This is a genomic window from Roseateles sp. P5_E8 (assembly GCF_054177665.1).
On sequence record NZ_JBGCUM010000063.1, the window covers coordinates 1 to 19826 of the forward strand.

Below are 19826 nucleotides of genomic sequence, written 5' to 3' on the forward strand. Positions count from 1 at the left end.
TGGGTACAACGCGGCCCGTTGCCGTAGTGTTAACAGGCCCTCGCCCGCTCTGCGAGGAACTGCGCATTTTCCGCAGCTCCCGGCGGCGAAACTCATGCCGAGAAGCTCCCTTGCAATTGGTAACGTGCTCCGGGGTGGGTCAATTTCACGGAAGTGACCGCCACGCCGCGGCTGTAGGTGATGCGCTTGACCACCAGACAGGGGTCGCGGCGGCTGATGCCGAGCAGCTTGGCCTCGACCTCGCCGGTCAGCGCCGCCTCGATCATGTAGCGCGCTTCAGACAGCGGCGCCACTTCCAGCAGGTAGTGGGTCGGCGTGATGCGCGTGAAATCCTGTGCCAGGTAGTCAGGCGCGCAGGCCGGGTTGACGGCGCGCTCCTCGCACTGGATGGCGTGGCCGTTCTCCAGGTGCACGATGAGGCTCAGGAACACCGGCGCGCCGCGCTTCAGCCCCAGCTCGGCGGCCTGCTGCGGCGTGGCCTTGCCTTTGGTGAGGGCATGCACGCGCGCTTCGTGCTGGCCGCCGCGCTCCAGGATCTCCTCGTGCACGTCGCGCACGTTCAGCGTCGACGAGATGCGGTGCAGCTGGGCGACGAAGCTGCCCACACCTTGCACGCGCTCGATCAGCCCCTCCTGCACCAGCTCGCGCAGCGCCCGGTTCACCGTCATGCGACTGACCTCGAACAGCGCGACCAGTGCGCCTTCGCTGGGCAGCAGGTCGCCGGCCACCCAGTGGCTGCTGGCGATGCCTTCGCGCAGATGGTTCTTGACCTTGAGGTATTGGGGCTCGGGGCTGGCGGGGCTTCTTGGCATGCCGGCATCCTAGTTGACTCGACTTGTATAGACAACTAGAGTTCGCCCGGCTTTCAAGGAGTTCCGGATGACCGCCCTGCCCCGTCCAGTCAAAGCCCCCACGGGCACGCAACTCAGCTGCAAGAGCTGGCTGACCGAGGCCGCCTACCGCATGCTTCGGAACAACCTCGACCCAGCCGTGGCCGAGAACCCGGACGCGCTGGTCGTCTACGGCGGCATCGGCAAGGCGGCGCGCAACTGGGAGGCCTTCGACGCCATCCTGCAAAGCCTGCGCGAACTGAATGACGACGAGACGCTGTTGATCCAGTCCGGCAAGCCGGTGGGCGTTTTCCGCACGCATGCCGATGCGCCGCGGGTGCTGCTGGCCAACTCCAATCTCGTGCCGGCCTGGGCGACGTGGGAACACTTCCACGAACTGGACCGCAAGGGCTTGATGATGTACGGCCAGATGACGGCTGGCAGCTGGATCTACATCGGCAGCCAGGGCATCGTGCAGGGCACCTACGAGACCTTTGTCGAAGCGGCGCGCCAGCACTACGGCGGCGTGGCCAAGGGCAGATGGGTGCTGACCGCCGGCCTGGGCGGCATGGGCGGCGCGCAGCCGCTGGCGGCCACCTTCGCGGGCTTCTGCTCGCTGAACATCGAGTGCCAGCAAAGCCGCATCGACTTCCGCCTGAAGACGCGCTACGTGGACGAGCAGGCGCTCGACCTCGACGACGCGCTGGCCCGCATCCAGGCCCACACCGCCGCCGGCCGCGCGGTGTCGGTCGCGCTGCTGGGCAACGCGGCGGAGATGCTGCCAGAGCTGGTCAGGCGTGATGTGAAACCCGACCTCGTGACGGACCAGACCAGCGCCCACGACCTCATCAACGGCTACTGCCCGCCCAGGTGGAGCGTTGAGCAATGGAAGGCCGCGTCGGCAGACCCGGCTCAACACGCCGAATTGAAGGCCGCCGCCGCTGCCGGCTGCGCGACCCACGTGCAAGCCATGCTGGCCTTCAAGGCCCAGGGCATTCCGACGGTGGACTACGGCAACAACATCCGCCAGGTCGCACTGGACCAGGGCGTGAGCAACGCCTTCGACTTCCCCGGCTTCGTGCCCGCCTATGTGCGGCCGCTGTTCTGCGAGGGCAAGGGGCCGTTCCGCTGGGTGGCGCTGTCGGGCGACCCGGACGACATCCGCAAGACCGACGCCAAGCTGAAGGAACTCTTCCCCCAACACGCCGCGCTGCACCGCTGGCTGGACATGGCCGCCGAGCGCATCGCCTTCCAGGGCCTGCCGGCGCGAATCTGCTGGCTGGGCCTGGGCGAGCGCCACATCGCCGGCCTGGCCTTCAACGACATGGTGAAGAGCGGCGAGCTGAAGGCGCCCATCGTCATCGGCCGCGACCACCTGGACAGCGGCTCTGTCGCCAGCCCCAACCGCGAGACCGAGGGCATGAGGGATGGCTCCGACGCCGTGTCCGACTGGCCGCTGCTGAACGCGCTGCTCAACACCGCCGGCGGCGCCACCTGGGTGAGCCTGCACCATGGCGGCGGCGTGGGCATGGGCTACTCGCAGCACTCGGGCGTCGTCATCGTTGCCGACGGCACGGACGCGGCGGCCAGGCGCCTCTCGCGCGTGCTGTGGAATGACCCCGGCACCGGCGTCATGCGCCACGCCGACGCCGGCTACGAGTCGGCCGTTGCCTGCGCCAACAAGAACAACCTGAACCTGCCCTCGCTATGAAACTCATCCCCGGACAACTCACGCTCGCCCAGCTCGCCGACATCGCCGCCGGCCAAGGCAAGCTCCAGCTCGACGACTGGGCGCCGGTGGACAAGAGCGCCGCCCTCGTCGCCGCCGCGGCCGCGGGCGACGCACCGGTCTACGGCGTCAACACCGGTTTCGGCAAGCTGGCCAGCACGCGCATCGCCAAGGACCAACTCGCGCAGCTGCAGCTCAACCTGATCCGCAGCCACGCGGTGGGTGTCGGCGCGCCGATGTCGCCCGAGGTGGTGCGGCTGATGCTGGCCACCAAGGCAGGCAGCCTGGCACGGGGCTTCTCGGGCGTGCGCCGCGTCGTCATCACCGCGCTGCTGGACGCCTTCAACGCCGGCTTCATTCCCTATGTGCCCTGCCAGGGCTCGGTCGGCGCGAGTGGCGACCTGGCGCCGCTGGCCCACCTGACGCTGGCACTGATGGGCGAAGGCGAGGCGCTGGTGAAAGGCCAGCGCGTGCCGGCCCGCGAGGAGCTGGCGCGGTTGAAGCTGCCACCGCTGACGCTGGCGGCCAAGGAAGGCCTGGCCCTCATCAACGGCACCCAGGCCAGCACGGCGCTGGCGCTGCATGCGCTGCTGCGCTTCGAGGGCTTGTTCGCCACGGCACTGGCCAGCGGCGCGATGACGCTGGACGCCGCGCGCGGCAGCGACGGTCCCTTCGACGCCCGCATCCACGAAGTGCGCGGCCAGCCCGGCCAGATCGAGGTGGCGGCCGTCTACCGCGAGCTGCTGGCCGGCAGCGCCATCCGCGCGTCCCACCGCGAGGGCGACGAGCGCGTGCAGGACCCGTACTGCCTGCGCTGCCAGCCCCAGGTCATGGGCGCCTGCCTGGACCAGGCGCGGCACACGGCGGCCGTGCTCGTCTGTGAGGCCAATGCGGTGACCGACAACCCGCTGGTGTTCGACGATGTGATGTTGTCGGGCGGCAACTTCCACGCCGAGCCGGTCGCGTTTGCGGCCGACAACCTGGCCCTGGCCATCGCTGAGGTGGGCGCCATCGCCGAGCGCCGCATCGCCATGCTCATCGACCCCGGCATCTCGCGCCTGCCGCCCTTCCTGACCGCCGACGCCGGCCTGCACAGCGGCTTCATGATTGCCCATGTGACGGCAGCCGCGCTGGCCAGCGAGAACAAGAGCCTGGCCCACCCGGCCAGCGTAGACAGCCTGCCGACCAGTGCGAACCAGGAAGACCATGTGTCGATGGCGACCTTCGCCGCGCGCCGCCTGCACGCCATGCTGGACAACACGGCCCACATCGTCGCCATCGAGATGCTGGCGGCCGCGCAAGGCATCGACTTCCTGCGGCCACTGACGAGTTCAGCGCCCGTCGAGGCGCTGCACGCAAGGCTGCGCGCAGACTGCGCGAGCAGCCCGGCCGACCACTACCTCGCGCCGGATATCGAGCGCGCCGCGGCGCTGGTGCAGGCGGGCGTGCTGAAGTCGCACCACGCGCCTGCTCTTTAGTACCTGCCTGCCGCCCCAGCCACACGCAGGAAGACGTAGGCAAACCACACCACGACGGCCCGGTGCATCCATGCACGCAGGCCCTTGCCGCCCGCTGCGCCGACACGCTCGGACCCGGCCAGCGCGGCCTCGATCTCGGCGGCGAGCTGGGTCGCGAAGCTGCGGTCCAGCACGACGACGTTGGCCTCCAGGTTGACGAGCAGGGACAGCGGGTCGATGTTGGAGCTGCCGACCGTGGCCCATTCGTCGTCGACGATGGCGACCTTGGCATGCAGGAAGGCGGGCATGTATTCGTAGATCTCGATGCCGTGGCGCAGCAGGTCGGCATACAGCGCCTCTGCGGCCCAGCCGGCGATGCGGTAATCCAGCTTGCCCTGCAGCAGCAGGCGCACGCGCACGCCGCGGTCGGCGGCGCCGCGCAAGGCGTGGCGGATGCGCTGGCCGGGATAGAAATACGGGCAGACGATGTCGACGCTGTGGCGCGCGTTGCGGATGGCGTCGGCGTAGGCATGCTCGATGGTGCGGCGGCGACGCAGGTTGTCGCGCAGCACGAAGGCGGCGCAGACGGGCGGCAGCCGCGACGACGGCTCGGGCAGTCGCTGCGGGCCGCGCCAGAGCTGGGTCAGCCACAGGCTGAAGCGGCGGCGCAGGGGCACGTAGTCCAGCAGCGCATCGTCAAAATCGCGCCCCAGCCAGGCACGTGACCAGATCGAGCGCACGCTGTGACTCACTAGGTCGACGAGGCCGCCACCGATCTGCACGGCGAAGTCCAGCCGCGGCAGCTCGCTGAGGCCGTGGCGCATGTCCAGGCGGTCGTCGATGACATTGATGCCGCCGACGAAGGCCAGGTCGTTGTCGACGACGCAGAGCTTCTGGTGCAGGCGGCGCAGCTGGCCGCGCTTGAACCAGTCCCACCAGCGGTCCATGGGCCGGAACACCGCCAGCGCCACGCCGCTGCCGGCAAAGCGCTTGCGCAGCGTCGCGAGGCTGGCGGCGCTGCCGAAACCATCGACGACGACGCGCACGCGCACGCCGCGTCGGTCGGCCGCCAGCAGCGTGTCGACGAGGGCGAGCGAGGTGTCGTCGTGATGAAAGATGTAGGTCGCCAGCCAGACCTCGTGGCGCGCGCGGGCGATGGCCGCCTGCATGGCCGGGAAGAGCTGGTCGCCGCCGCGCAGCAGTGCTATCTCGTTGCCGCCGACGAAGCCGGTGTCGGCGGCCGAGTGTCGCGTGCGCCGCCTCGACCCGAGGCGTCTCATTCCAGCGCCAGTTCCACCACCAAGGGCAGATGGTCAGACATGCGGGCCCAGCTGGGCCCGCGCGGCACCTGCACGCCCGTGCAGCGCAGGCCGCGCGTGTAGACGCGGTCCAGCGCAAACACCGGCAGGCGCGACGGGAAGGTGGCCGGGCGCGGGCGACCGTGTGGCGGTGACGCGCGGCGCAGCCCGTTCAGGCGCATTGCCGCATCCAGGCGCTCACCCCAGTCGTTGAAGTCACCGGCTACCAGCACGGGCGCGCCCTCCGGCACATGCTCGCTCACGAAGGCCGCCAGGCGGTCGACCTGGCGCATGCGGCTGGAATGGATCAGCCCGAAGTGCGCGACCACGACATGCACCATCGTGCCATGCCAGTGCACGGGCACATGCAGCAGGCCGCGTTGCTCGAAGGAATGGTCGGACACGTCGTGGTGACCGATGTCGCCCATGGGCCAGCGCGACAGCAGCGCGTTGCCGTGCTCGCCGCCCTTGGTGACGGCGTTGGTGCGGTAGGCCACCTCGTAGCCCTCGGGCGCCAGGAACTCGGCCTGCCCCTTCTCGGGCCAGCCGAACCAGGTGCGGTCGAACTGCGCCGCCTCGCGGTGGTGGAAGAGGCGCACCTCCTGCAGGCAGACGAGGTCGGCGTCCAGCGCCTCCACACCCATCTGCAGGTTGTGGATCTCCAGGCGCTTGGCGGGGCCCAGCCCGCGCACGCCTTTGTGGATGTTGTAGGTCGCGACGCGCAGCACGTCGCCGGGAGGATGGGGGGTGGGGCGTGCGGCGGATCTCATGACCATCAAGGCATCGTGGCGGCGGTGAACCGTGGCAACTGCAGCACTGCCTCGGCGTTGGACGGCGAGAAGCAGCGGTCCGCAGCCTCTTGCCAGGGCAACCAGAGCCACGATAGATGCTCGCGCGGCGCCAGCGTGGGCGTCAACGCCGATGGCAGCTGTAGGCCAAAGACGTGTTCGGTGTTGCGCGTGACACCGGGCGCGTAACGATGCCGCCATTGCGGGTAGATGTCGTAGACGTTCGCCAGTTGCCAGTCGGTCAGCTCGCCGCCAGCAGCAGCAATGTCAAAGCCCGTTTCCTCCACCACCTCGCGCCGCGCGGTCTCGGCGGCCGGCTCGTCAACGCTGTCCTTGGAGCCGGTCACGCTCTGCCAGAAACCGGGGTGGTCGGCCCGCTCGATCAGCAGCACCCGCAGGTCGGGCGTGTGGATGACGACGAGGACCGACTCGGGAATCTTGAAGGGCTTGGCCGACTGCATAGCGCCAGCATAGCCGTGGCTCTGGCGCCGTCAGCCGCCCTGCGCCTTGCGTTTGGCGACCTCGGGCGGCAGCTCCTTGGCCTGAAGTTCTCGCACCTGGGCGACGAGCTGGTTGTGCGCGTCCATGAAGGCGGCGGCGATGACCTTGCCCTCGTTGGTATTGCTCCAGCCCGCGCCGGCCGCACCGCCCAGCTTGCCAACGATGGCGCCGCCCATGCCCAGGTCCGTCACCTCGACGGACCCGGTGGACGCGGCGACCTGCTCGGTCGTCTCGTTGTCGGTCAGCAGCAGCGCGGCCTGGGCCTGCTTGAGCTTGACCTGCTCGGCCGCGCCAACCAGCTTGTTCAGATAGGGAATGGCCTGCAGGATGCCGCCGATCTGGCGGCCGGCGTCCTGCTCGCTGAAGGTGAGGCTGGGCGTCAGGCTGTACTGGGCCTCGTAGCCCTTGCCCTTGCTGACCGTGTTGCCCTGCTGGCGCAGGATGCCGGCGTCCTTCAGCTCCTGCTCGCGCACCGTGGCCTTCAGGCCGGCCGCGCGGTCGACAACGCGAAAGCAGCCGCTCTGCTGGGCCAGCAGGCGCACCAGCGGCACCGGGCTGGCGGGCAGCTGGTAGCTGCTGGAATAGCCGTAGCCGTTGGGGTTCTCGACCAGGGCCAGCGTCGCCACCGGTGCCGTGCATTTGACGAGTTCGCGGCTGGCGTTATGGGCGCCGGCCGGGCCGGCCGAGCCGCTGATGACCGACCCGCCCTCGCCCAGGGTGGTGGACTGCTTGCCGCAGGCGGCGAGCAGCAGGGCGGCGGCGGGAAGGGCGAGCAGGAGCAGTTTCTTCATGGCCGCGAGTCTGCCTCCCCGCGCGCGCCCCACCGGCCCTAGAACATGGGACAAGGCGACAGCCGCCCCCTCACTTAGGGTAGAGCACCATCTGCGTGCAACGGAACAGCGCCATCGTCTTGCCGGTGTCCTTGTGCGTGACGACGGCGTCCCAGACCTGGGTGGTGCGGCCCAGGTGCACGGCCTTGGCCACGCAGGCCGCCGTGCCCTCGCGCGCCGTACCGAGGTGGTTGGATTTCAGCTCGACGGTCGTGAAGCCGACTGCGCCTTCCGGCAGGCTGGCCACGCAGCCGTAGCCGGCGCAGGTGTCGGCCAGCGTGACGATGCTGCCGGCATGCAGGAAGCCGTTCGGCGCCATCAGCTCGGGCCGCACCGGCAGCTCGGCGTGCACTTCGCCGCCCTCGACGTGGGTGATGTTGATGCCGAGATAGCCCGGCAAGTACTTGGCGCCGAACTGGTTGAATTGGGTGCTGTCGGGCATGACGCCTCCGCTGGATGGCCGGTCATCGTAGTGAGAAGGAAGCCTCTTTGCGCGTTACCTTGCAATCGCCCAGCAAGGCCCCGACTCGGTCCCCGAAGAGCGGGCTGCGCCGGGAGGCGGGGGCACGCAATTGCTCCGTTGCTTGGGCCAGAGGCCCAATCCTTCGCCAGGCACAAACAGTCCTCAGGACTGTTTGTGTCCGGGCTCAGTCCCCCGGGCCGCAAGCGGCCCTCCTCCTTTACCTGCGCAATTGCGCGCCCCACCTCCCGGCTTCTCCACCGTAAGCGTTCTTCGTCGAGCAGCCCCGGCGCAGCGTCAAGCAGGAGGGCGGGCAGGCCTGCTGCGAAGGTAAAGGAGGAGGCCGCACAGCGGCCGGGGGACACGCAGCAGCAGGTCTGCCCGTCCTCTTGCGCCCCACCCACGGTTGCCCAGGCATCACCAAGCAAGGCTCACAGAGCCTACAAAAAAGGCCGGCATCACTGCCGGCCTTGTCGCTTCAGGCTGAAAAGATCAGCTGCGCGTCAGCGTCGCCTTCAGCATGCTGTTGAGCATGTCCTGCGTCTCGGCCAGGTGGGCCTTGGTCTCGACCGACAGGCCCGGCTTGGCCGAGGCCGTGCGCAGGTCGTTGGCCAGCTGAGTGGCGTGCCAGCGCGCCATCGAGAAGGCGTCGGCGTAGACGGTGGCGCCGTTGGTCGAGCGGTTCAGCTGGGCTTGCAGACGCTTCAGGTATTCGCGCTGCAGGCTGCGCCGCATGCGGTCGATCTCGGCACCCGTCTTGAGCTCGCTGAACACCGCGTTCTGCAACGTGCCGTACACCTCGCTCAGCGAGACCGCGCCTTTGCGCTGGGCCTCGGGCAGGTAGCCGCTCTGGTCGATGAGGCGGCGCGCGGTGGCGGGCGACATCAGGCGGTCCAGCACGCGGCCCTGCAGGGCGCTGACGGTGTCGGGGATGGACAGCGGCAGGCCACGTTCCCACTCGTTGTAGTCCAGCGTCTGCATGGCCAGGAACTCAGGGCGGAACTTGAACGAGTCGCTGGACAGCAGGCCGGTGGCGATGAAGCGCAAGGCCTCGCGCTGCTGGGCGTTGTCCACCGGCTTGAAGGCGGGGCCCGGCGTGACGCCCGGCACGATGCGCTCGGCCTGGATACCGCCCACGTACTTGCTGACGTTGTTGGCCGTCATGCCCAGTTGGCGGAAAGCCTCGAACACCGAGCGGCGGCTGCGCAGCGGGTCCTCGCCGGCCTCGGGTTTGCGGGTTTGCACGCGCTCCCACAGCTCCTGGCTGAGCTTGAGGCGCTTCTTGGCATAGGCCAGCGGGTCGTCGCCCAGGTCGCGCTGGTTGGTGCGCGGGTCGAAGCCATCGTAGATGCCGCCGGTGCCCTGGTCGAAGTCGTCGCCGAAGGCCAGTTGCGGCTCGGTGGAGCGCGCGGCGATGCGGCCCAGCTCGCCGGCTTCCTGCTCGGCGGCGATGGGCTTGTAGGCGTACTCGATGGCCCAGTAGTCGTAGGCGCCCAGCGTCGTGTTGGTCACGCTGGTCTTGGCCTCGCCCTTGAGCGGCAGGTTGTAGGCGTTGTAGTCCATCACCGAGTTGGAGATGCCGTTGGCCTCGGTGAAGGTCTTGTCCTTCAGCTGCGCCTGGGTGATGGTCGTGGACGAGCGGAAGTTGTGCTTGAGGCCCAGCGTGTGGCCGACCTCGTGCATGACGACGTCCTTCATCACCGCCTGGGCCAGCGCCTCGGCCTCGGGGCCGTTGGTGTCCAGCCCGTCGCGCAGGGCCAGCAGGTCGAGCGCGAAGCCGAACTCGCTGGCCTGGTCGGCCATGTAGGTGCAGAGCTGGTCGGCCAGCGCGTGCTGGCTGCGCTCGCCCGTCCAGCTGCTGTGGCTGTGGTCGTGTGCCTGGTAGCCGGCCGGCACGTCGTCCGCGGCCAGGCGGCGGGTGCCGCGGCCGAAGACGTCGCTCATGCCGATGTCGGCGTCCAGGATTTCGCCGGTGCGCGGGTCCTTGTGGCTGGGGCCGATGGCGAAGCCGACGTCCGAGCCGGTGAACCAGCGGATGGACGCGTGCGTCGAGTCCATGTTGTCCCAGTCGGCGTCATCGGGCTGCTGCTTGGCGACCACGGCGTCCTTGAAGCCGATCTTCTCGAAGGCCTTGTTCCACTCCAGGATGCCGGCCTTGACGGAGTCGCGGTATTTGGCGGGGATGTTCTTGTCCATCCAGTAGACGATGGGCTGGACCGGCTCGGACAGCGCCGCCGCCGGGTCCTTCTTCTCGAGGCGCCAGCGGGCCACCATGTGCACGCGCGGGTTGGGCTTGAGGTCGTCGCCGAGGTTGCTGTAGCTCTCCATGAAATGACCCAGGCGTGGGTCGGCATGGCGCACGGCGGCCGGCGCTTCAGGTAGCGCGCGGAAGCTGTAGACGAAGCTGAAGAACATCGAGCGCGGGTCCGGCGTCGCTTGCGGCGGCGTGGGCACGGGCACCGGCACGGGCACCAGCGGCGGCGCGGGGATGCGCGGCGTGGCGAAGTGCACGCGGGCGGTCAGCGTGGAGATCTGCGCGTCGGCGCGGGTCGCCTCGATGAAGGAGTTGGCGCGGTCCGGCGCGTAGGGCAGGCGGAAGGCCGTTTCCAGGCGCGTGGAGTAGCCGGGGATGTCATTCAGCAGGAAGCCGCTGGCGTCCACCAGCACGGACTTGCGGTCCGGGTGATCGGCGCTGGCCACAGGGCCGGACGTGATCAGGCTGGGCGAGAAGGCCTGGTCCAGCGCGGCCTTGGTGGCGGCGTTGTCGGTGCGGAACTTGGTGTTCAGCGCGATCAGCTGGACGTGGTTGCCGATGCGGCGCCACTCAGCCAGCTCCTCGCCGATCATCTGGCTGGCGTACAGGCCGCGCTCGCCGATGGAGTTGGCGACGTTGACGCTGAACAGGAAGGGCTTGTTGAAGGCCTCCTTGGGGATCTCGATCCAGGTCTTTTCGTCCTTGCGCCAGATCGGGTAGAGACCCGGCTGCTCCTTGGCGCCGCGGATGATCTCGGCGAAGGGCTTGGGGGCGGTGGGGTCGGCGGGCGGGCGGGCACCCGGCGTGGCCGGGGCGGAGGCTGCGCCAGCAGGCGCCGAGGCCGCGCCGGTGGGCGGGGTCTGGGCCTGGGCTGCGGTGGCCAGCGCGATCAGCGCGGCGGTGGCAAGGGCAGTGCGGTGCATCCGAATCATGCGAAGCGTCCGAAAAATGAAGAAAAACGATCACTGTGGACGGCGACGACACTGGCGTCAATTGGGTGACGTCACCGTCGCGTCGTAACAAAGCTTCCCAACAAAACTTCCGTCATGGAACTCACGCATCTCATTTATTTACACGGCTTTCGTTCTTCGCCGGGCTCGGCCAAGGCGCTGCGCATGGCAGCCTGGGCGGCGCAGCAGCCGGGCCTGACTTTCGCCTGCCCGCAGCTGCCACCCTCCCCGCTGGACGCGATGGCCCTCGTCGCCGGGATCGTGGCCGGCTGGCCGGCGACGGGGTCGGCCGTCATTGGCAGCTCGCTGGGCGGCTTCTACGCGACGGCGCTGGCCGAGCAGCGCGCCCACCGCGGCTGGCGAGCAGCCGTGCTGAACCCGGCCGTGAACCCGGCGCGCGACCTGGGGCAGCACATCGGCGAGCTGAGCGCCTGGCATGACCCCACGCTGAAGTTCGACTTCACGGCGCAGCATGTCGCCGAACTAGCCGCGCTAACACCGCCGGCCACGCTGACCCGCCCGCTGCGCTACTACGCGCTGATCGCCAAGGGCGACGAGCTGCTGGACTGGCGCGAGATGCTCGCCCGCTACGCCGGCTGCGACGGCGAACTGCTGGAAGGCAGCGACCATGGCCTCACGGACTTTGAAGACCATTTGCCCGGCTTGGTCAGACACCTCCAAGGCTGAGGCGACAATCCCGCCCCTATGTTTGCGCTGTTTGATGATGCCGGGAAATTTCACGCCGGCCGGGTGATGTCGGAGGCTGATGCCTCGCTGCAGGTCGAGCTGGACTCGGGCAAGCGAGTCAAGGTCAAGTCCGCCAATGTGCTGCTGAAGTTCGACAAGCCGGCGCCAGCCGTGCTGCTGAGCGAAGCGCGGGCGCTGGCGGACACCATCGACCTCGACCTGGCCTGGGAGTTCGCGCCCGAGGGCGAGTTCGGCTTTGCCGACCTGGCACGGGACTATTTCGACGCCAAGGCCGGCACCGTGCAGCAGGCCGCTGCGCTGCTGGGCCTGTACGACGCGCCGCACTACTTCCGCCGCGCCGGCAAGGGTCAGTTCAAGAAGGCGCCCGAGGAGATAGTCAAGGCCGCGCTGCTGGGTATTGAACGCAAGCGCCAGCAGGCGCTACAGATCGAGACCTGGGCGGATGAGTTGGCGGCGGGCACCTGCCCCGCGCCCATCCAGGAGCAGATCTACAAGATCCTCTTCAAGCCCGATAAGAACGGCCCTGAATACAAGGCCGTGGTCGAAGCGGCCAAGCGCTCGCACAAGGCGCCGCTGGACCTGCTGCAGGGCGCGGGCGCCATCACCAGCGCCTACCAGTTCCACTGGAAGCGCTTCCTGTTCGAGAACTTCCCCAAGGGCGCCGGCTTCCCCGCGCTGACTGCCCCAGAGATCAAGGACGAACTGGCGCTGTCCACGGCCCAGGCCTTCTCCATCGACGACTCGCAGACCACCGAGATCGACGACGCACTGTCGGTGCAGGGCCTGGGCACGGGCACGGTCACCTTCGGCGTGCACATCGCCGCGCCGGGCCTCGCGATCACGCCGGACTCGGCCGTCGACAAGGTCGCCCGCGACCGCCTGTCCACCGTCTACATGCCGGGCTGGAAGCTGACCATGCTGCCCGACGACGTCGTGCAGGCCTACACGCTGATCGAGGGCCGCGACTGCCCGGCCGTGTCCATCTACTTCACGTTCGACGAAGCAACCTTCGAGATCAAGGCGAAGGAAACCAAGCTGGAGCGCGTGCACATCGCCGCCAACCTGCGCCACGACAAGCTGGACGGCATCGTCACCGACGCCACGCTGTCCGGCGAAGCCCCGGCCGACTACGCCTTCGCCCCTGAGCTTGCGTTCACCTGGCGACTGGCCAGGCACCTGAAGGCGCAGCGCGAGGTGGTGCGCGGCAAGCCGGAGAACTTCAACCGGCCCGACTACAACTTCCGCCTCGTCGGCGAGCGCATGGAAGCGCCCAACGGCACGGAGTCGGTCGAGATCGGCACGCGCGCCCGCGGCAGTTCGCTGGACCTGATCGTGGCCGAGGCCATGATCCTGGCCAACTCCGCCTGGGGCGGCTGGCTGGCCGAGCTGGGCCTGCCCGGCATCTACCGCAGCCAGGCCAGCCTGGCGCCCGGCATCAAGGTGCGCATGGGCACCAAGGCCCTGCCGCACGCGGGCATGGGCGTGGCGCAATACACCTGGGCGACGTCACCACTGCGCCGTTATGTCGACCTGGTCAACCAGTGGCAGATCATTGCCTGCGCCCGCCACGGCAAGACGGCTGCACTCGTCGCGCCGTTCAAGCCCAAGGACGCGCAGCTCTTCTCCATCATCTCGGGCTTCGAGTCCGCCTACGCGGCCTACAACGGTTTCCAGAACGGCATCGAGCGTTTCTGGACACTGCGCTATCTCCAGCAGAACGGCACGACCGAGCTAACCGCCACGGTCATGAAGGAAGGCCTTGTCCGCTCGGATGACCTGCCGCTGGTGTTCAAGGCTCTGGGCTGCGAGAACCTGCCGCGCGGCAGCCACGTGAAGGTGCGCATCACCGGCCTGGACGAGATGACGCTGGACGTGCATGCGACGCTGATCGAGCGGCTTGACGAGGCGCCGGCCGCCGAGGAGCCGGAAGGCGAGGACGACGACCTCGAAGCCGCCGCCGCGCCCATCGCATTGGCCATCGATCTGAACGACAGCCCGAGCGAAGCAGAACCGGCGGCGCAAAGCTGAAATGCGCCGGCTGAGCACCCTGCAGATCGCCCTTGCTTGCTCGCTTGGCGCGCATGGTGTTCTGCTCGGCTGGCGCATGGGCGCGCCCGAGTCCTTCAACCGCGTCTTCCAGGACACGCCGCTGGAGGTGGTGCTCGTCAACACGCGCTCCAACGAGATGCCCACCAAGGCCGCAGCGCTGGCCCAGGCCAACCTGGCCGGCGGCGGCAATACGGAAGTGGGCCGCGCCACCTCGCCGCTGCCGCCCGCGCGCCACAGCGAGATTGGCGACGCCGCCGAGGCGCAGAGCTCGCAGATCTCCCAGTTGCAGCAGCAGCAGCAGCAATTGCTGACCCAGCTGCGCCGCGACATCGCGCTGCTGCCGCCGCCCGACCCACGCCGCGAGAAGACCGATTCCGCCGAGCGCGCCCAGGCCGAGAAGCGCCGCCAGCTCGTTGATCTGCTCGCCGAGATCGAGAAGCGCGTCAACGAGGAAAGCGCCCGGCCGCGCAAGCGCTACATCAGCCCGGCCACGCGCGAGGTCGTCTACGCGCAGTACTACGACAGCCTGCGCCGCCGCATCGAGGAGCGCGGCACGCGCGACTTCCCCGAGGCGCGCGGCAAGAAGCTCTATGGCGAGCTGACGATGAACATCCACATCGACCACAAGGGCCGCGTCATCGAGACCGACGTGCTGTCCTCCAGCGGCAATGCGACGCTGGACCGCCGGGCCATCGCCATCGTGCAGGCGGCCTCGCCCTTCGGCAACTTCAGCAAGGAGATGCTGCGCGGCGCCGAGGTGCTGGTCATCACATCGCGCTTCAAGTTCACGCGCGACGACGGGTTGGAAACGACTTTGCAGGGACAACCGCAATGACTGATAGATATGCCGTGGTCGGCAACCCGGTAGAACACAGCCGCTCGCCGGCCATCCACGCGATGTTTGCGGAGCAGACGGGGCAGTCGCTGACCTACGAACGCCTGCTGGCGCCGCTGGACGGCTTCGAGGCGACGCTGCGCGATTTCGTTGCCGTCGGCGCCAAGGGCTGCAACATCACCGTGCCTTTCAAGTTCGATGCCTTCGCTTTGGCCGCGCACCGTACGGAGCGCGCGCAGCTCGGTGGCGCCGTGAACGCGCTGCGCTTCGACGACGGCGGCTGGACGGGCGACAACACCGACGGCGCCGGGCTCGTCAACGACATCCAGCGCAACGCCGGCCGCTCGCTGGCCGGCCTGCATGTGCTGCTGGTGGGCGCCGGCGGCGCGGCGGCGGGCGTGCTGGGCAGCCTGATCGCGGCCGGGCCGGCGCAGATCACCGTCGTGAACCGCACGGTCGACAAGGCCCAGGCCCTGGTTGCCAGCCACGCCCACCTGGGCGTGCCTTTGTTTGCCGGCACGTTGACTGACGCGCCGGCCGCGCAGGACGTCGTCGTCAACGCGACCAGCACCAGTCTTGCCGGCGCCGCCGCGCCCGTCGACGCCGGCGTGCTGAAGCCCGGCGCGCTGGCGCTGGACATGATGTACGGCCCCAAGGCGCAAGGCTTTCTCGACTGGGCCGCCGCCCACGGCGCCGAGCCGCGCGACGGCCTGGGCATGCTGATCGAGCAGGCGGCCGAGGCGTTTTTCTTTTGGCGTCGCGTGCGGCCCGACACGGCGCCGGTGTTCAAGGCGATGAGGACGTTGCCGTGATGCGCCACGCCGGTCGGTTGATTGGCGTGCTGGCCCTGGCCGTGCTGTGCCTGCAGCTCTGGTTCGCGGGCCGTATCGCGCTGATGAACGTGCTCGCGCCGCAGTCCACCAGCTTCCAGCGCAGCGAGGCGCTGCGACTGATGAAGGAAAAGCAGCAAGTGCCGTGGGCCCAGCAATGGGTGGACGACGAGCAGTTGCCCAGGACGCTGAAGCGCGCGGTCATTGCCAGCGAGGACGACGGTTTTGCCGAGCACGGCGGCGTCGACTGGGACGCGCTGAAGAAGGCCCGGATGAAGAACGAGAAGGCGCAGGCCCGCGCCGAGGCACGCGGCAAGGGCGTGGCCAAGGTCATCGGCGGCTCGACGATCACGCAGCAACTGGCCAAGAACCTCTTCCTGTCCGGCGAACGCACGCTGATGCGTAAGGGCCAGGAGCTCATCCTGACGCTGATGCTGGAAGGGTTGCTGAGCAAGCAACGCATCCTGGAGATCTATCTGAACAGCGTCGAATGGGGCGAAGGACTGTTCGGCGCCCAGGCCGCCGCGCGGCATTACTTCCGCATGGACGTGTCGAGACTCGGCGCTTTTGAAGCCGCGCGGCTGGCGGTCATGCTGCCGGCGCCCAAGCGATTCGAGCGCCAGCCGGGTTCGGCCTACGTCATCAATCGGGCTGGCCTCATCGTCAATCGCATGAACAGCGCCCAAATTCCATGACCGCCCCCACGCTCGCTTCGCTCACTGCCCCCCAAGGGGGCGCGTCAGTGCTTCGGACGGCCGGGCGCCACTGACATGAACGACCTGACCGAAGAAATCGCTGCTGCCGCTGCCCGCCTCATCGTCGATGAAGGCATGGACTGGGGCGCCGCCAAGCAGCGCGCCGCCCGCGACCTGGATGCACCGCGTGCCGCCCTGCCCGGCAACGACGAAGTCGAGGCCGCCGTGCGCGAGCACATCGCCATCTTCCACGCCGACACCCAGCCGGCCGAGTTGCGCGCGCTGAGGGAATTGGCCGCGCAATGGATGGCGCGGCTGGCGGAGTTCCGGCCGCACCTGACCGGCGCCGTCTGGCGCGGCACGGCCACGCGCCTGTCCAACGTCCACCTGCAGCTCTACTGCGACGACAGCAAGGCCGCCGAGATCGCGCTGCTGGACCGGGGCGTGGACTTTGACGTGGCCGAGACGAAAGGCCCGCGAGGCAAGCCCGTCGACATGCTTGTGCTGGACGCGCCCTGCCCGGCGCTGCAGGAGCGGGTCACGATCTGCCTGACCATCCTGGACTTCGACGACTTGCGCGGCGCCTTGAAACCGGATGCCGGCGGCCGGACCGAACGCGGCGACCTGGCCGCGCTGCTTTCCTTGCTGGAGTCCGAATGAACCCCGTCACCCGTCGCCTGATGCTGACTGGCGCCGGCGTCGGCGCCGCAGCCCTGGGCGCCTCCTTCGCCTGGCGCAAGCTGAACCCGCCCGTCGCCTCGGCCGTCGCCCAGGCCTTCTGGGCGCGCCGCTTTGCCGGCGTGGACGGCGCCGAGCTGGACGTCGCCCGCTGGCGCGGCAAGCCGCTGCTCGTCAACTTCTGGGCTACCTGGTGCCCGCCCTGCGTGAAGGAGCTGCCGGAGATCAACCAGTTCTACGGCCAGGCCAAGGCCAAGGGCTGGCAGGTGCTGGGCCTGGCGGTGGATCAGGCCGAGCCGGTGAAGGCTTTCCTGAAGAAGCAGCCGCTGGACTTCGCCATCGCCCTGGCCGGCGCCGAAGGCTTGAGGCTGGTGCGGGAACTGGGCAATCCGGCCGGCGGCCTGCCCTTTAGCGTCGTCTTCGACGAGACCGGCGAGATCAGCTGGCGCCGCCTGGGCGTGACCCGACTGCAGGATTTGCAGGCGCTGCTAACTTCTTGAGAATTACCCTATCCCACGCGGAAACCGGCGGCAAAAAGCGTAAAGTTCGCCCTTCCTCAATTTAGTGGCGGTTCCCTAGACCAACCTGGCCCAGCGCCCGCCACATGTTTGATGCAAATTCTTGTCCTGCATGGCCCCAACCTCAACCTGCTCGGCACTCGCGAGCCGGAGGTGTACGGCGCGCAGACCCTGGCCCAGATCGACGCCGAACTGAGCGCGATCGCCGCCGATGCCGGCGCCACGCTGGCGAGCTTCCAGAGCAACCACGAGGGTGCCCTGGTCGACCGGATCCAGGCCGCGCGCGGCGACGGCACGCGCTTCATCGTCATCAATCCGGCCGCCTACACCCACACCAGCGTCGCCATCCGCGACGCGTTGGCCGGCGTTGCCCTGCCCTTCATCGAAGTCCACCTGTCCAACATCCACCGCCGCGAGCCCTTCCGCCATCACAGCTATGTCAGCGACCTGGCGGTGGGCGTCATCTGCGGCCTGGGCGCCAACGGCTACCGCCTGGCGCTGCGCCACGCCCTCGAATCGTTGGGAGCCGCCGGCGCCTGAGAGCGACCGGCGGCCCTTCTTTCTTCCCCCCACAACAACAACATAGCCTGGAGCCATGATGGACCTGCGCAAGCTCAAGACCCTGATCGACCTGGTCTCGGAATCGAATATCTCCGAGTTGGAAATCACCGAGGCCGACGGGAAGGTCCGCATCGTCAAGGCCGACCCCGCTGCCGTTGCCGTGCAACCGGTCTATGCCGCCGCTCCGGCCGCACCGATTGCCGCCGCTACCGCACCTGCGGCCGCCGCCGCTCCGGCTGCCGCGCCCGTCGAAACCGGCCACATCGTCAAGTCGCCCATGGTCGGTACCTTCTATCGCGCCTCCGGCCCGAACGCCAAGCCCTTCGGCGACGTCGGCCAGCAGATCAAGGAAGGCGAGCCGATCTGCATCATCGAAGCGATGAAGATCATGAACGAGATCGAGGCTGACAAGAGTGGCACGATCACCAAGATCCTGTGCGAGAACGGGCAGGCGGTCGAATTCGGACAGCCGCTGTTCGTGATCGAGTGAGGCCACTCGATGTTTAAGAAGGTCCTAATTGCCAACCGCGGAGAGATTGCTCTCCGCATCCAACGAGCGTGCCGCGAACTCGGCATCAAGTCCGTCGTCGTCTACTCCGAGGCTGACCGCGACGCCAAGTATGTGAAGCTGGCCGACGAAGCCGTCTGCATCGGCCCGGCAGCGTCGGCGCAGAGCTACCTGAGCATGCCGGCCATCATTGCCACGGCCGAGGTGACCGACGCCGAGGCCATTCACCCCGGCTACGGCTTCCTGAGCGAGAACGCCGACTTCGCCGAGCGTGTCGAGCGCAGTGGCTTCACCTTCATCGGCCCGACGCCCGAGTCCATCCGCATGATGGGCGACAAGGTCTCCGCCAAGCAGGCCATGATCCGCGCCGGCGTGCCCTGCGTGCCCGGCTCCGAAGGCGCCCTGCCCGAGGACCCGAAGGAGATCATCAAGATCGCCCGCACGGTGGGCTACCCGGTCATCATCAAGGCCGCCGGCGGCGGCGGCGGGCGCGGCATGCGCGTCGTGCACACCGAGGCCGCCCTGGTGCACGCCGTGCAGACGACGCGCGCCGAAGCGGGCGCGGCCTTCGGCAACCCCGAGGTCTACATGGAGAAGTTCCTGGAGAACCCACGCCATGTGGAGATCCAGATCCTGGCTGACACGTTCAAGAACGCCGTCTGGCTGGGCGAGCGCGACTGCTCCATGCAGCGCCGCCACCAGAAGATCATCGAGGAAGCGCCGGCACCGGGCATCCCCCGCCGCACGATCGAAAAGGTGGGCGACCGCTGCGCCGCCGCCTGCAAGAAGATGGGCTACCGCGGCGCCGGCACCTTCGAGTTCCTGTACGAAAACGGCGAGTTCTTCTTTATCGAGATGAACACGCGCGTGCAGGTCGAACACCCGGTCACGGAGATGGTCACCGGCATCGATATCGTGCAGCAGCAGATCAAGATCGCCGCCGGCGAGAAGCTGCCGTTCACGCAGCGCCAGATCGAACTGCGCGGGCACGCGATCGAGTGCCGCATCAACGCGGAAGACCCGGTCAAGTTCATCCCCTCGCCCGGCCGCATCACGATGTGGCACGCGCCCGGCGGCCCCGGCGTGCGCGTGGATTCGCATGCCTACACGAACTACTTCGTGCCGCCCAACTACGACTCCATGATCGGCAAGATCATCGTCCACGGCGACACGCGCGAGCAGGCCCTGGCCCGCATGCGCATCGCGCTGAGCGAGACGGTGGTCGAAGGTATCCAGACCAACATCCCGCTGCACCGCGAGTTGATGGCGGACGCCAAGTTCATCGAAGGCGGCACCAGCATCCACTACCTGGAAGGCTGGATGGCGGCGCACAAGCGTTGATGCCGC

19 protein-coding genes are annotated in these 19826 nt (G+C 68.5%); 12 read left to right on the forward strand and 7 right to left on the reverse strand.

Annotation, left to right across the window (positions count from 1 at the left end):
* Positions 1–92 precede the first annotated feature (92 nt).
* Positions 93–812 carry a histidine utilization repressor gene (gene hutC / locus ACXRVZ_RS23895; RefSeq protein WP_457424086.1) on the reverse strand — a complete coding sequence of 240 codons (720 nt, stop codon included), beginning with the start codon at positions 810–812 and terminating at the stop codon, positions 93–95.
* Positions 813–879: 67 nt separating this feature from the next.
* On the opposite strand from hutC, the gene hutU reads away from it, so the two are divergent.
* Complete coding sequence (gene hutU / locus ACXRVZ_RS23900) at positions 880–2541, forward strand: urocanate hydratase (RefSeq protein WP_457424088.1); 1662 nt, start codon at positions 880–882, stop codon at positions 2539–2541.
* Positions 2538–4037 (forward strand): histidine ammonia-lyase, encoded by a 1500-nt coding sequence (gene hutH / locus ACXRVZ_RS23905; RefSeq protein WP_457424090.1) that lies wholly within the window; start codon positions 2538–2540, stop codon positions 4035–4037. Before hutU ends, hutH begins: the two co-directional genes overlap by 4 nt.
* Here hutH and clsB read toward each other — a convergent pair.
* The 6 genes from clsB to ACXRVZ_RS23935 all read right to left on the reverse strand — a co-directional run bounded on the left by clsB (position 4034) and on the right by ACXRVZ_RS23935 (position 11070).
* Positions 4034–5296, reverse strand: coding sequence for a cardiolipin synthase ClsB (clsB, locus tag ACXRVZ_RS23910; RefSeq protein ID WP_457424092.1), 1263 nt, complete (start codon positions 5294–5296; stop codon positions 4034–4036). The genes hutH and clsB overlap by 4 nt on opposite strands.
* A complete protein-coding gene (locus ACXRVZ_RS23915; RefSeq protein WP_457424094.1) occupies positions 5293–6090 on the reverse strand; it encodes an endonuclease/exonuclease/phosphatase family protein in 798 nt (265 codons plus the stop codon). The genes clsB and ACXRVZ_RS23915 overlap by 4 nt, the downstream gene beginning before the upstream one ends.
* The gene (nudB, locus tag ACXRVZ_RS23920) at positions 6090–6563 is read right to left on the reverse strand and encodes a dihydroneopterin triphosphate diphosphatase (protein ID WP_457424096.1); all 474 of its coding nucleotides are present in this window, start codon (positions 6561–6563) and stop codon (positions 6090–6092) included. The genes ACXRVZ_RS23915 and nudB overlap by 1 nt, the downstream gene beginning before the upstream one ends.
* Positions 6564–6593: 30 nt before the next feature.
* A complete protein-coding gene (locus tag ACXRVZ_RS23925; RefSeq protein WP_457424098.1) occupies positions 6594–7394 on the reverse strand; it encodes a CsgG/HfaB family protein in 801 nt (266 codons plus the stop codon).
* A 70-nt stretch (positions 7395–7464) separates the two neighbouring features.
* Entirely contained in the window at positions 7465–7875 is a 411-nt protein-coding gene (locus tag ACXRVZ_RS23930) for a PaaI family thioesterase (RefSeq protein WP_457424100.1), read from the reverse strand.
* A 510-nt stretch (positions 7876–8385) separates the two neighbouring features.
* Complete coding sequence (locus ACXRVZ_RS23935; RefSeq protein ID WP_457424102.1) at positions 8386–11070, reverse strand: zinc-dependent metalloprotease; 2685 nt, start codon at positions 11068–11070, stop codon at positions 8386–8388.
* Positions 11071–11193: 123 nt separating this feature from the next.
* On the opposite strand from ACXRVZ_RS23935, the gene ACXRVZ_RS23940 reads away from it, so the two are divergent.
* The 10 genes from ACXRVZ_RS23940 (at position 11194) to accC (ending at position 19820) form a co-directional block, all read left to right on the forward strand.
* Positions 11194–11784 carry a YqiA/YcfP family alpha/beta fold hydrolase gene (locus ACXRVZ_RS23940; protein WP_457424104.1) on the forward strand — a complete coding sequence of 197 codons (591 nt, stop codon included), beginning with the start codon at positions 11194–11196 and terminating at the stop codon, positions 11782–11784.
* 18 nt (positions 11785–11802) lie between these two features.
* A complete protein-coding gene (locus tag ACXRVZ_RS23945) occupies positions 11803–13833 on the forward strand; it encodes a ribonuclease catalytic domain-containing protein (protein ID WP_457424106.1) in 2031 nt (676 codons plus the stop codon).
* 1 nt (position 13834) lies between these two features.
* Positions 13835–14689, forward strand: a complete 855-nt coding sequence (locus tag ACXRVZ_RS23950) for an energy transducer TonB (RefSeq protein WP_457424108.1) — start codon at positions 13835–13837, stop codon at positions 14687–14689.
* Positions 14686–15501 (forward strand): shikimate dehydrogenase, encoded by an 816-nt coding sequence (gene aroE, locus ACXRVZ_RS23955; protein ID WP_457424110.1) that lies wholly within the window; start codon positions 14686–14688, stop codon positions 15499–15501. Before ACXRVZ_RS23950 ends, aroE begins: the two co-directional genes overlap by 4 nt.
* The gene (gene mtgA / locus ACXRVZ_RS23960) at positions 15501–16214 is read left to right on the forward strand and encodes a monofunctional biosynthetic peptidoglycan transglycosylase (RefSeq protein ID WP_457424132.1); all 714 of its coding nucleotides are present in this window, start codon (positions 15501–15503) and stop codon (positions 16212–16214) included. The genes aroE and mtgA overlap by 1 nt, the downstream gene beginning before the upstream one ends.
* 75 nt (positions 16215–16289) lie before the next feature.
* A complete protein-coding gene (locus ACXRVZ_RS23965; protein ID WP_457424112.1) occupies positions 16290–16874 on the forward strand; it encodes a hypothetical protein in 585 nt (194 codons plus the stop codon).
* Positions 16871–17392 (forward strand): TlpA family protein disulfide reductase, encoded by a 522-nt coding sequence (locus ACXRVZ_RS23970; protein WP_457424114.1) that lies wholly within the window; start codon positions 16871–16873, stop codon positions 17390–17392. The genes ACXRVZ_RS23965 and ACXRVZ_RS23970 overlap by 4 nt, the downstream gene beginning before the upstream one ends.
* A 108-nt stretch (positions 17393–17500) precedes the next feature.
* Complete coding sequence (gene aroQ / locus ACXRVZ_RS23975; RefSeq protein ID WP_457424116.1) at positions 17501–17950, forward strand: type II 3-dehydroquinate dehydratase; 450 nt, start codon at positions 17501–17503, stop codon at positions 17948–17950.
* A gap of 58 nt (positions 17951–18008) precedes the next feature.
* The gene (gene accB, locus ACXRVZ_RS23980) at positions 18009–18461 is read left to right on the forward strand and encodes an acetyl-CoA carboxylase biotin carboxyl carrier protein (RefSeq protein ID WP_457424134.1); all 453 of its coding nucleotides are present in this window, start codon (positions 18009–18011) and stop codon (positions 18459–18461) included.
* Positions 18462–18470: 9 nt separating this feature from the next.
* Entirely contained in the window at positions 18471–19820 is a 1350-nt protein-coding gene (gene accC, locus ACXRVZ_RS23985; RefSeq protein ID WP_457424118.1) for an acetyl-CoA carboxylase biotin carboxylase subunit, read from the forward strand.
* Positions 19821–19826: the final 6 nt, after the last annotated feature.